The 11,985-nt window shown below is 66.6% G+C and carries 10 protein-coding genes and 7 tRNA genes; all 17 read left to right on the forward strand.

Translation table 11 applies throughout. From position 1 onward, the window contains the following. Positions 1 to 36: 36 nt before the first annotated feature. The 17 genes from DELCS14_RS10490 to DELCS14_RS10570 all read left to right on the forward strand — a co-directional run bounded on the left by DELCS14_RS10490 (position 37) and on the right by DELCS14_RS10570 (position 11,973). A tRNA-Asp gene (locus tag DELCS14_RS10490) sits at positions 37 to 113 on the forward strand. Positions 114 to 126: 13 nt separating this feature from the next. Next, positions 127 to 202, forward strand: a tRNA-Ala gene (locus tag DELCS14_RS10495). Positions 203 to 239: 37 nt separating this feature from the next. Further along, a tRNA-Glu gene (locus tag DELCS14_RS10500) sits at positions 240 to 315 on the forward strand. Positions 316 to 359: 44 nt separating this feature from the next. After that, positions 360 to 436: transfer RNA gene (locus tag DELCS14_RS10505), tRNA-Asp, on the forward strand. Between the two features lie 289 nt (positions 437 to 725). Beyond that, a complete protein-coding gene (locus DELCS14_RS10510; protein ID WP_224986538.1) occupies positions 726 to 1,094 on the forward strand; it encodes a hypothetical protein in 369 nt (122 codons plus the stop codon). A gap of 226 nt (positions 1,095 to 1,320) precedes the next feature. Then, complete coding sequence (locus DELCS14_RS10515; protein WP_013801590.1) at positions 1,321 to 2,751, forward strand: TolC family protein; 1,431 nt, start codon at positions 1,321 to 1,323, stop codon at positions 2,749 to 2,751. A gap of 41 nt (positions 2,752 to 2,792) precedes the next feature. Continuing rightward, a complete protein-coding gene (locus DELCS14_RS10520) occupies positions 2,793 to 4,010 on the forward strand; it encodes an efflux RND transporter periplasmic adaptor subunit (RefSeq protein ID WP_013801591.1) in 1,218 nt (405 codons plus the stop codon). 4 nt (positions 4,011 to 4,014) lie between these two features. Next, positions 4,015 to 7,104 (forward strand): CusA/CzcA family heavy metal efflux RND transporter, encoded by a 3,090-nt coding sequence (locus tag DELCS14_RS10525; protein ID WP_013801592.1) that lies wholly within the window; start codon positions 4,015 to 4,017, stop codon positions 7,102 to 7,104. A gap of 16 nt (positions 7,105 to 7,120) precedes the next feature. Beyond that, positions 7,121 to 7,456 carry a P-II family nitrogen regulator gene (locus tag DELCS14_RS10530; RefSeq protein ID WP_013801593.1) on the forward strand — a complete coding sequence of 112 codons (336 nt, stop codon included), beginning with the start codon at positions 7,121 to 7,123 and terminating at the stop codon, positions 7,454 to 7,456. Between the two features lie 126 nt (positions 7,457 to 7,582). Next, positions 7,583 to 7,658 (forward strand) — tRNA-Ala (locus DELCS14_RS10535). 38 nt (positions 7,659 to 7,696) lie between these two features. Further along, a tRNA-Glu gene (locus DELCS14_RS10540) sits at positions 7,697 to 7,772 on the forward strand. 44 nt (positions 7,773 to 7,816) lie between these two features. Continuing rightward, positions 7,817 to 7,893 (forward strand) — tRNA-Asp (locus DELCS14_RS10545). Between the two features lie 720 nt (positions 7,894 to 8,613). Beyond that, positions 8,614 to 9,138: a sigma-70 family RNA polymerase sigma factor gene (locus DELCS14_RS10550; protein ID WP_013801594.1), complete on the forward strand. Its 525-nt coding sequence runs from the start codon at positions 8,614 to 8,616 to the stop codon at positions 9,136 to 9,138. A 151-nt stretch (positions 9,139 to 9,289) separates the two neighbouring features. Then, a complete protein-coding gene (locus tag DELCS14_RS10555) occupies positions 9,290 to 9,571 on the forward strand; it encodes an MbtH family NRPS accessory protein (protein WP_013801595.1) in 282 nt (93 codons plus the stop codon). A 5-nt stretch (positions 9,572 to 9,576) separates the two neighbouring features. Beyond that, positions 9,577 to 10,320, forward strand: coding sequence for an alpha/beta fold hydrolase (locus DELCS14_RS10560; RefSeq protein ID WP_013801596.1), 744 nt, complete (start codon positions 9,577 to 9,579; stop codon positions 10,318 to 10,320). Next, positions 10,298 to 10,987 (forward strand): 4'-phosphopantetheinyl transferase superfamily protein, encoded by a 690-nt coding sequence (locus DELCS14_RS10565; RefSeq protein WP_012206557.1) that lies wholly within the window; start codon positions 10,298 to 10,300, stop codon positions 10,985 to 10,987. Before DELCS14_RS10560 ends, DELCS14_RS10565 begins: the two co-directional genes overlap by 23 nt. Beyond that, positions 10,984 to 11,973, forward strand: coding sequence for a TauD/TfdA family dioxygenase (locus tag DELCS14_RS10570; protein ID WP_013801597.1), 990 nt, complete (start codon positions 10,984 to 10,986; stop codon positions 11,971 to 11,973). Before DELCS14_RS10565 ends, DELCS14_RS10570 begins: the two co-directional genes overlap by 4 nt. Positions 11,974 to 11,985: the final 12 nt, after the last annotated feature.

The following is an 11,985-nucleotide window of genomic DNA, read 5'->3' on the forward strand; positions in this document are numbered from 1 at the left end:
GCACTTGGCTCGCAAGAGCACAAAAGCAGCCTGCCAGGAGTGGTAGTTCAGTTGGTTAGAATACCGGCCTGTCACGCCGGGGGTCGCGGGTTCGAGTCCCGTCCACTCCGCCAGTATCGGATTTTTGGGGGTATAGCTCAGCTGGGAGAGCGCTTGCATGGCATGCAAGAGGTCATCGGTTCGATCCCGTTTACCTCCACCAAAATTGAGACTTGGGTTTTTACGCAAGTTCTAGGATTGACCCTATCGTCTAGAGGCCTAGGACATCACCCTTTCACGGTGAGTACCGGGGTTCGAATCCCCGTAGGGTCGCCAAGTTTGCAGCACTTGGCTCGAAAGAGCGCAAAAGCTGTCTGCCAGGAGTGGTAGTTCAGTTGGTTAGAATACCGGCCTGTCACGCCGGGGGTCGCGGGTTCGAGTCCCGTCCACTCCGCCAGATTCCTTGTGCAAACCCAGCGTCTGCACAGACAAGAAGCCACCGCAAGGTGGCTTTTTTGTTTCTGCCGCGTGCAGCTCGCCTGCATGGCTGCCTCGCTTTCGCTTGGCAGCAGGCAAGCATGTGCGAAAAGCGGGCTTTGCCACAGATTTTTTAAGGGCAAACCCGGAACTTTGCCTCAACATTCGTAACAATAGATGGTGTCCCGATCACGGGACATTCACTTTCACTGCTCCCGCCTTCGTCTCGCCCCATGCGCCTTGCGCCATCGTTCCTGTTTTCCTTGCTGATGCTGTTGTCCATCTTCTGTGGACAGGTGGCGGCGTCGGCATCGTCCGATGGACTGGAAAGCGATGGCTTGCTGGCGCACCACCCCATCGTGACCATCGATGAGGAATTCCTCGAAGAACTCGCGGAAGTCGAGGAAGACGACGAGACGGAGTTTGCCGAGCTGACGGCACACGGCGGCAACACCCGCCAGCTGCTGGCCCTGCTGGCCTGTGGCGAGGACCGCTCCGCCGAGATGTACTGGCCGCCCGAGCCCATCGCCGTGCAGGTGGTGTCGCTGTGGGCCCCGCCTTCGACCTATTCCCAGGCGCACCTGTCGCCCGCTCCGGGCCAGCTGCTGCGCCCTCCAAGACCTTCCCTGCTCGGCTGACCGCATATTGCGGCGCAGGCATGCCCTGCGCCCCTTGCGCCCCTTGTCGGCTGACGCATCCCACTGCCTGATCACTGCTCGTGCGCGCCTTGCTGGCGTGCATGCCATGCCGTCGTCCGCGCGCTGACTGCGCACGGCCCGGCCATGCCCGTTCCCGCGTTGTCCGCAGGGGAGGGCCCATCTCTTACTCAACCCCTCGACTGTCGTTTCGCGGCAGATGCATGCCATGGTGAATCCAACGGTATTGGCGGGAATGGCCCCCGCTCGTTTTCCATCCTTTTCGCGCAAGGCCTTGCAAGGCGCGATCTGCAGCCTGCTGGTGGGCTGGGGTGCCGGTGCCTCGGCACAGGCATCCCAGCCTCCCATGACCCAGGCGGCACCCGCCGCGGCTGCAGCTGCCGAGGCCGCAGCGGCCCGCGCACCGGTCACGCCTAAGGCCGCATCGACAGCTTCTGCGGCTTCCGCGGCTTCGGCCGCCGCACAGCGCCTGCCCCAGCTGAGCCTGAACGAGGTCGTTCGCGCCGTGCTGGACCACAACCCCGATCTGCGCGCCGTCGAGCAGTCGCGGACCACGGCGCGCGCAGGCGTGGTCAGCGCCTCGGCGCTGCCCAATCCCAAGCTTGAATGGAACCAGGGCCGCAACAGCGCCCGCGTGCCCGGCGCGGCGGCCGGCACGGTGCAGGGCTGGGCCGTGGCGTTGCCCATCGAGAACCCCGCCGTGCGCGGTGCGCGCGTGGAGGCCGCCAAGGCAGGCGAGCAGGGGTCGGTGCACTTCGTGGCGACCACGCGCAATGCGCTGGTGGCCCAGGTGCGGCTGCGCGCCTACGAAATGGTGCTGCGCGAGGCGGAGGTGGAGGCCGCCAAGGAGGCGGTGCGCCTTCTGGAGCAGGCCCATGAGCGCGTCCGCGTCCGCGTGGACAGCGGCGAGGCGGCCCGCTACGAAATCATCAAGGCCGATGCCGAAATCATCCAGGCGCGCCAGCAGGAGCAGACCGCAAGGCTGCGTGCCGAGCAGGCGCAGCTGTCGCTGGGCCGCCTGGCCGCAGGCCAGCTGCCCGTGCGCTTTCGCCTGGATGTGTCGCTGGAGGACCCGCTGCGCATCGAGGACATGGGCGAGATCGATCCCATGGAGCATCCCGAACTGCGCCAGCTCAAGGCGGAGGTCGAGCGTGCCCAGGCGCGGCTTGATGGGGCAAAGGCTTCGCGCTGGCCGGGCGTGGAGCTGCGCTACGGCCAGACGCGCGAGCCCGACGTGCGCCTGAACACGGTGGGCGTGAGCATTCAGATCCCCTTGCTCGACCAGCACCGCGGCCCCATCGACGAGGCGGCCTCCGAGCTGGAGCGCGCGCGTCTGCAGCTGGAAGGCCGGCAGATCGAGCTGCGCCAGCAGACGCTGCAGGCCTGGAAGGAGCTGGAGATGGCACGACTGCGCACCCAGGCACTGAGCCAGGGTTCGGTGCGCGAGGCCGAGTCGGCCCTGCGCGTGGCCGAGGCCGCCTACCGCTTCGGCGAGCGCGGCATTCTCGATGTGCTCGATGCGCAGCGCGTGCTGCGCTCCATCCGTGCAGACCTGCTCGATGCGCGCTACCAGCTGCAGGCGGCGCGCATACAGCTCGAATACCTCGCGGGCCGCTACGACGATCCGTCCGCGCTGTGAAGCGCGCCGTCCCTGCCTCACACCCGAAATCAGAAACGAACATGTCCTTGAATATGCATCCGAAACCCATCGCCGCCCGCGCAGGCAGCAGCACCTTGGTGAACTCCCTGGCCCTGGCCGGCCTGCTGGCCGCAACGCTGGCGCTGAGCGCCTGCGGCAAGAACGAAGAGGCCGAAGCCAAGGCGGCGCACGCAGCGGCCGCTGCCCAGGAGCAGGATCCGATGGAGGTCCGTGTGACCGCCGAGATGGCTCCCAACTTCGCCGTCAAGCCCGTGGCGCAGGCGCAGATCGCGCTGCTGCAGGAGGTGTCCGGCCGCATCGAGGCCAATGAGCGCCAGGTCACCCGCATTGGCGCGGCCGCCACGGGGCGCGTGACCGAGGTGCTGGTCGAAGTGGGCGACCGCGTGCGCGCGGGACAGGTGCTGGCCCGCGTGGCCAGCCCCGAGCTGACCACCGCCCAGCTTGCCTATCTGCGTGCACACTCCGCCGCCACGCTGGCCGAGCGCGGCGTGGAGCGCGCGCGCCAGCTGATCGCCGCCGACGTCATCGGCTCGGCCGAGCTGCAGCGCCGCGAGTCCGAGCTGTCGATTGCCCGTGCCGAGCAGCGCGCTGCTGGCGACCAGTTGCGCCTGATCGGCATTCCCGACAGCGCCATCGCCCAGCTGCGCGACAAGGGCACGCTGCAGTCGCATGCGGCCGTGCTGTCCACAGGGGCCGGCGTGGTGATCGAGCGCAAGGTCAGCTCCGGCCAGGTGACCCAGCCCGGTGATCCGCTGTTCACCGTGGCCGACCTGAGCAGCGTCTGGGTGGTGGGCGCGATTCCCGAGCAGATGGCCAGCGGCGTGCGCGCCGGCCAGGCCGTGGAGATCGCCGTGCCCGCCCTGGGCGAGCGCGTGCTGTCCGGCCAGATCGTGCATGTGGGCGACACCGTGACGCCCGAGACCCGCACCGTCACCATCCGCACCCAGGTGGACAACACCGAGCGCGACCTCAAGCCCCAGATGCTGGCCACCATGCGCATCCAGGGCGAGGTGCGCCAGCTGCTGGCCGTGCCGGCCGAGGCCGTGGTGCGCGAGAACGACCGCGACCATGTCTTCGTCAAGAAGGGCGAGAACCACTACCGCCTCACGCCCGTCGAGCTGGGCACCGCCAGCGGCGGCATGCGTCCCGTGAACAAGGGCGTGGCCGATGGCACGGTCATCGTCACCACGGGCGCCTTCCACCTGAACAACGAGCGCAAGCGCGCAGAGCTGGAGTAAGCCCATGATCGCTTCCATGATCCGGGCCGCACTGAGCCAGCGACTCATCGTGATCGTGCTCTCGCTGGTGCTGTGCGGCTTTGGCCTGCGCGCCGCCATGAATCTGTCGGTGGACGCCTTTCCTGACGTGACCAACGTCCAGGTCCAGGTCGCTACCGAGGCGCCAGGCCGCTCGCCCGAGGAAATCGAGCGCTTCGTGACCGTGCCGCTGGAAATCGCCATGACCGGCATGCCGGGCCTGGTGGAGATGCGCTCGCTCAACAAGAGCGGCCTGTCCATCATCACCCTGGTCTTCACCGATACCACCGACGTGTACTTTGCGCGCCAGCTCGTCACCGAGCGGCTGATGGAGGTCACGCCGCGCATGCCCGAAGGCATCATCCCCGTGCTGGGGCCGGTGTCCACGGGCCTGGGCGAGGTCTACCAGTACACGCTGGACCATCCCGACGACGGCAAACGGGCCCTCACGCCCGAGGAGCTGACCGAGCGCCGCACCATCCAGGACTGGGTGGCGCGCCCGCTGCTGCGCTCCATTCCCGGCGTGGCCGAAATCAATTCGCAGGGCGGCTACGTCAAGCAGTACCAGGTGGAGGTCGATCCCGGCCGGCTGCGCCACTACGGCCTGTCCGTGCGCCATGTGGTCCAGGCCATCGCCGACAACAACGCCAACGCCAGCGGCGGCATCCTGCCCCAGGTCACCGAGCAGTACCTGATCCGCGCCGTGGGCCTGATCCAGTCGCTGGAGGACATCGGCAACATCGTTCTCAAGCAGGATGGCGGCGTGCCGGTCTTCGTGCGCGATGTGGCCGAGGTCCAGCTGGGCCAGGAAGTGCGCCAGGGCGCCATCATCAAGGGCGGCTATACCGAAGGCGTCTCCGGCATCGTGCTGATGATGCGCGGCGGCAATGCCAAGGAAGTCGTCACCCGCGTGAAGGAGCGCGTGCAGGAGATCAACTCCAAGGGCATGCTGCCCGGCGGCCTGCAGATCGTTCCCTACTACGACCGTACCGACCTGGTCGACTCGGCGCTGTGGACCGTGGGCAAGGTGCTGATCGAGGGCATCCTGCTCGTGGTCGTGGTGCTCTTCGTCTTCCTGGGTGACGTGCGCTCCAGCCTGATCGTGGTGGCCACGCTGATCATCACGCCGCTGACCACCTTCATCATGATGAACCGCTGGGGCATCTCGGCCAACCTCATGTCGCTGGGAGGGCTGGCGATCGCCATCGGCCTCATGGTCGATGCCACCGTGGTGGTGGTGGAGAACGTGTTCCACAAGCTCGGCCAGGCCGGCGACAGCATGGGCGCACGCGTGCGCACCGTGCTCTCGGCCACCACCGAGGTGGCCACGCCCACCATCTTCGGCATCGCCATCATCATCCTGGTGTTCCTGCCGCTGATGACGCTGCAGGGCATCGAGGGCAAGATGTTCGGCCCGCTGGCGCTGACCATCGCGATCTCGCTGGCGGTCTCGCTGGCCGTGTCGCTGTTCCTGTCGCCCGTGCTGTGCTCGTACTTCCTCAAGGGCGGCGCGGACCATGACACGCGCCTGATCGCCTTCCTCAAGCGCCACTACCTGCGCCTGCTGGACCTGGCCACCGCGCGCAACCGCGCCACGCTGGCCGTGGCCGTGGCGCTGCTGCTGGGCTCGCTGGGACTGTTCCCGCTGCTGGGCAAGTCCTTCATGCCCACCATGAAGGAGGGCGCGCTGACGCCGCAGATCAACCGCGTGCCCAGCATCTCGCTGGACGAGTCCATCCGCATGGAAATGGCGGCGATGAAGGCCGTGGCCGAGGTGCCCGGCGTGCTCAGCGTGGTCTCCAAGCTCGGGCGCGGTGAATCGCCGGCCGATCCCGCAGGCCCCAACGAGTCCGACCCCATCGTGCTGCTGGACCCCGAGTCCGACCGCACCCAGGACGAGATCGACGAAGACATCCGCCAGCGCCTGTCCTCGATCCCGGGCGTGCAGATCGTGCTGTCCCAGCCGATCTCCGAGCGCGTGGATGAAATGGTCACGGGCGTGCGCTCGCAACTGGCCATCAAGGTCTTCGGCGACGAGCTGGACGATCTGCGCGATGTCTCCGAACAGGTGGCCCGCATCCTCAAGAGCGTGCCGGGCAGCACCGACATCCGTGTCGAGCGGCTGTCGGGCCAGCAGGCGCTCACGGTGGATATCGACCGCAAGGCCATTGCCCGCCACGGCCTGAACGTCACCGACGTGCAGGGCGTGATCGAGTCGGCCATCGGCGGCAAGGACGTGACCACGGTCTACGAGGGCGAGCGCCGCTACAACGTGGTCGTGCGCTTCCCCGAGCCCTTCCGTGGCTCGCCCCAGGCTGTCGGCGCCACCTTGCTGACCACCAGCACCGGCGCGCAGGTTCCGCTCAACAGCGTGGCCCGCATCGAACTGGTGGACGGACCCGCGCAGATCAGCCGCGAAGGCGGCAAGCGCCGCGTGGTTGTGGGCGCCAACGTGGAAGGGCGCGACCTGGGCGGCTTCGTGACCGAAGTGCAGCAGCGCATCGACAAGGAAGTGCAGTTGCCCGACGGCTACTACTTCAAGTACGGCGGCCAGTTCGAGAACATGGAGCGCGCCATGGGCACGCTGCAGGTGATCGTGCCGCTGACCATCGTGGCCATCTTCTTCCTGCTGTTCGTTCTGTTCAATTCGGTCAAGCTGGCCGGGCTGATCATCCTGGTGCTGCCCTTCGCCTCCATCGGGGGACTGATAGGCCTGTTCGTCACGGGCGAATACGTGAGCGTGCCGGCATCGGTGGGCTTCATTGCGCTGTGGGGCATTGCGGTGCTCAACGGCGTGGTGCTGGTCAGCTGCATCCGCAAGCTGCGCGAGGATGGAATGGACGTGGCCGAGGCCGTGCGCGAAGGCTGCGTGCAGCGCTTCCGCCCCGTGATGATGACGGCCACCGTCGCGCTGCTGGGCCTGGTGCCCTTCCTGTTCGCCACCGGCCCCGGCTCGGAGGTGCAACGCCCGCTGGCCATCGTCGTGATCGGTGGCCTGATCTCGTCCACCCTGCTTACGCTGGTGGTGTTGCCGACCCTGTACCGCTGGTTTGACGAAAAACCGCTGGAAGCCTGATGAAGGAGACACTGCAATGACCATGAAGGAAATCCGGGCCATCGTGCGCCCCAGCCGCCTGGAGCGCCTGCGCGACGCGCTGCGTGCCATTCCCAACTTCCCCGGCGTGACGCTGTTCCGTGCCGAGGGCTTCACGGCCCCGGCCGCCATCGACAAGCGCAGCGTGAAGGAGGAGTTGACCGACTTCTCCGACAAGATCATGGTCTGCGTGCTGGCCGAGGCCTCCATGGTCGAGCCTATCCGTGCGGCCATCACCACGGCCTGCCATTCGGGCCAGGTCGGCGACGGCCTGGTCTGGGTGGTGGACATCGCCGAGATCCACCGCATACGCGATGGGCAAAGCCTGGCCTGACCCGGGCTTGAGCAGGGCGCCGGAATGCAGGGCGACATAAAAAAGTCATGCATTCCGGAATTGCCCCAAAAACGCTGTGCTACAATTTTTGAATCGCAGCAACGAAGCAGTGCAACGTTGCAGCAAGGGGGTATAGCTCAGCTGGGAGAGCGCTTGCATGGCATGCAAGAGGTCATCGGTTCGATCCCGTTTACCTCCACCAAAAATTGAGACTTGAGTATTTACGCAAGTTCTAGGATTGACCCTATCGTCTAGAGGCCTAGGACATCACCCTTTCACGGTGAGTACCGGGGTTCGAATCCCCGTAGGGTCGCCAAGTTTGCAGCACTTGGCTCGAAAGAGCGCAAAAGCTGTCTGCCAGGAGTGGTAGTTCAGTTGGTTAGAATACCGGCCTGTCACGCCGGGGGTCGCGGGTTCGAGTCCCGTCCACTCCGCCAGATTCCTTGTGCAAACCAAGCGTCTGCACAGACAAGAAGCCACCGCAAGGTGGCTTTTTTTTCGTCTGCAGGTTGCAGCAGCAGGCTGCGCTCCTTTCGCTTTTCCTGCCTGCGCACCCAGCCCTTCGGTGCCCCCCGCGCTGCGCTTGGGGCATCACCAGTCCGTCATGATCCAGGCCCATCATCCATGGCGAGGGAAAGCCATGGGGACGGGAATCCATAGGCACCGGCTGCCGATTTTCCAATGCCGATAGCCGTGTCTTCGTTTACCTTGGCGGGACGTCTTCCAGACAGGTACGAGATGCCGATCCAGACCCGGTTTTGTCGCCGGAGCTGTTAATGCTTCTCATTTCATGTTCTGGAAAACGTTAAAGGAGCACCACTGCATGCCTTGGTCCCGGTTCAAGTTTCAGCACGTCTGCAAGGCCGCACAGCCCTTGCCGATCCTGTTCCAGGACGCATGGGCCCGGCGAGGTCGGCCGCCGCCATGAAGCCGCCATGAAGCCGGTATGAGGCCGATCTAAGGCCCGTCTCCCCAAGTCACGCCGATGCGCATCGGCGTGCACTGATGCCCTGCGGTCAGCGGTCGTGCCGCCGCTTTCCGCCTGTGCCGAGTCCCGTTCCCGTCCTTTTTGCACGGGCGGCGCGCCGGCAGTCCATCGACCTGCGGTCGACATTTCCCCTTGACGTTCTTGCCTAGCTTGCGAGAGGAACTGCATCGTGTCCTTGAATCACACACATTCTTCGCTGGAAGAGGTTTTCATTGCTTCGCGTGGACAGTTGGTGAGGGTCGCGCGAAGAATTCTCAGGAATCCCGAACTGGCCGACGACGCCGTGCAGGACACCTATCTGCGCGTTGCCGAGATGCGCAGCGATGCCGAGATCGCCAAGCCTGCCGCCTACTGGACGCGCGCCGTCTGCAACATGGCGCTGGACTACCTGCGCCGCCAGGAGCGCGAGAACAGCTACCGCACCCACGGCGTGGATGTGGAGACGCTGGAGATACCGGACAGCCGCTCGCCCGAGCGCCTTTTGTTCGAGTCCCAGGCCATACGCCTGATCGACCGGGCCCTGGACGAGGTGCCGCCCAAGACCCGCGAGACCTTCGAGCTGTACCGCATCAAGGGCCTCACCCAGCGCCAGATCGCCGAGCACATGGAGTGTGCGCTGGGCCTGGTGAACGCCAGGATTGCCGATGCCTGCAAGGCCATCCATGTCCACCGCTCGCTGCTGGATCACCATTGAACGGTGCAGCCCCGCGCATGACCCGGAACCGGCGCGCACGCGGCGTGAACAGTTTCGGATTCGGAACGTCATGTTCAACAGAGGCGCAGTACCGGGTCGCCGCGATCCGGTACTGGCCTCACCGATGTTCAACCGCATAAAGGACGCCTGCATGTCTACAAGCTGCTTCGACCGCGAAGACGAAACCTTCATCGTTCTGGTCAACCACGAGGAACAGTATTCCATCTGGCCGCACTGGAAGGCCGTGCCCGGCGGCTGGACCGCCGTGGAGGGCGTGAAGGGCGACAAGAAAACCGTGCTCGACTACGTGGACGCCACCTGGACCGACATGCGGCCCAAGTCGCTGCGCGTGTGGATGCAGCAGCAGGAACAGGCGGGCTCCGGCGCCGCGCGGCACAAGGCCGATACCGATACCGAAACTGCAGCGGGCTGACGCGCATGCACGCGCCGCTGACCCTGCTGTGCCTGCCGTGCGCAGGCGCCAGCGCCACCATGTACCTGCGCTGGCGCAGGCTGCTGCCCCACTGGATCCGCATTGCGCCTGTGGAGCTGCCGGGGCGGGGCAGCCGGCTGGGCGAGCCTGCGGTCGAGGACTTCGGGCAATTGGTCTCGCTGCTGTGCGCCGAGCAGCGCCAGGCCATGCGCGGCCGCTTTGCGCTGCTGGGCCACAGCATGGGCGCGCTGCTGGCCTTCGGCATGGCGCGGCAATTGCGCGAGGAGGGCAGGGAGCTGCCGCTGGCCCTGGTTGCCTCGGGCAGCCCGGCACCGGCCTCCCGCGATCCCGAGCGCTTTGCGGGCAAGGGCGACGATGCGGCGCTGATTGCCGATCTGCGCAGGCAGGGCGGAACGCCCGAAGAGGTGTTTGCCAGCCCCGAGCTCATGCGCATCACGCTGGATGTGCTGGGCTCCGACTACCGCGTCTGCGAGAGCTTCGGCCATGTGCCCGCTGCGGGCCTGCCGCTGCCGGTGCACGTCTTTGCGGGGCGGCAGGACGACATCGAGGCGCCCCGCGTCCAGGCCTGGTCGCAGGAGGCCGCCGGGGCCTTCACGCTGGACTGGTTCGAGGGCGGGCATTTCTTCATCAAGCAGCGCGAAGGCGATGTGCTGGCCGTGCTGGTGCAGCGCCTGGCCGGGGCCCAGTCACTCCAGGGGGAAATCCATGCAGCTCGTGTCCGTGCGTGAGGCCATGAGCCAGGGCATCGAGGTCTTCAGGCTGGACCTGGACCTGTCGGCCGAACTGAGCGACAGCCTGCCGCACCTGACCCCCGAGGAGCGCGGTCGCGCCGCGCGCTTCGTGCGGGCCGCCGACCGGCTGCGCTTCGCACAGACGCGCGCTGCCACGCGGCGGCTGCTGGGGCGCAGACTGGGCTGCTGCCCGGCCGATGTGCCGCTGGCGGTCGGCGTCCACGGCAAGCCCTTTGTCGACGAGGACCCGCTGCGGGCACCGCTCTTCAATGTCTCGCATTCGGGCGGGCATGCGCTGATCGCGCTGGCCGATCCCGGTGGCGTGCTGCACCTGGGCGTGGACATCGAGCAGCACAAGCCCGACCTCGATGCCGAGGTCATGCTCGACGCCGTCTGCACCGACCAGGAGCGCGCCAGCGTGCGCCGTGCGCCTGATCGGCTGGCGGCCTTCTACCAGCGCTGGGTGGGCAAGGAAGCCGTGCTCAAGGCCATCGGCATCGGCGTGGCCGACCACCTGCGCTCCATAGGCATCAGCCCGGGAGGGGACGGACGGCTGGCCATCGCCTGCGCGGTCCCCGACTGGAATGGTTTTCAAGCGATGGCGCTGCCAGCGCCGCCGGGCTACGCGGCAGCTCTTGCGTGGCGCACCAAGGAATCGACATGAACGAAACCCTCCAGCGCTTCGAGCGCAAGGCGCCCGCGGGCTCGCTGCTTCCCCATCTCATCACGCCCGCCCAGCCGGGCCAGGACCTGCTGGCCGCGCTGCCGCCGCTGCGCCGCGACATCGACGAGGCCCTGCTGACCACGGGCGGCGTGCTGCTGCGCGGCTTTGGCGTGCCCGATGTGGAGACCTTCCAGCGCTTCGCCTCGGCCTTCGGCCATCCGCTGCTCAAGTACGAATTCGCCTCCACGCCGCGCAGCGCGGTCGAGGCCTCCAGCGGCGCGGGCGTCTATACCTCCACCGAATACCCGGCCCACCAGAGCATTCCGCTGCACAACGAGCAGGCCTACACGCGCGAGTGGCCCATGAAGATCTGGTTCCACTGCGTCACCGCATCGCCCGAGGGCGGCGAGACGCCGATTGCCGACAGCCGTGCGGTCTACCGCCGCATTCCGGCGCGCATCCGCGAGCTGTTCGAGCCCGGGATTCTGTACGTGCGCAACTTCGGCGAGATGGACGTGCCCTGGCAGAAGGTCTTCAACACCGAAAGCCGCGCCGAGGTCGAGGCCTTCTGCCGCCATGCGCGCATGGACTGGGAGTGGAAGGAGGACGACGGCCTGCGCACACGCCAGCTCTGCCAGGCCATGGAGAGCCACCCCGTCACGGGCGAGATGGTCTGGTTCAACCAGGCCCACCTGTTCCACATCTCGGCGCGCGAGCCCGAGGAGCGCGAGGTGCTGGAGGAGGTCTACGGCATCGAGAACCTGCCGCGCAACACCTTCTTTGCCGACGGATCCACCATCGGCGACGACATCTTTGCCGAGGTGCGCGCCGCGCTGGACGCCGAGACCGTCAGCTTCCCCTGGGAGCAGGGCGACGTGCTGATGCTGGACAACATGCTCGTTGCCCATGCCCGCTCGCCCTTCAAGGGGCCGCGCAAGGTCATCGTCGCCATGGCCGAGCCGCGCAGCAATCTGGACCGTTTCTGAGAACCCGGGAGG

Origin of the sequence: Delftia sp. Cs1-4 (assembly GCF_000214395.1) — a bacterium.
Taxonomy (GTDB): Bacteria; Pseudomonadota; Gammaproteobacteria; order Burkholderiales; family Burkholderiaceae_C; genus Comamonas; species Comamonas acidovorans.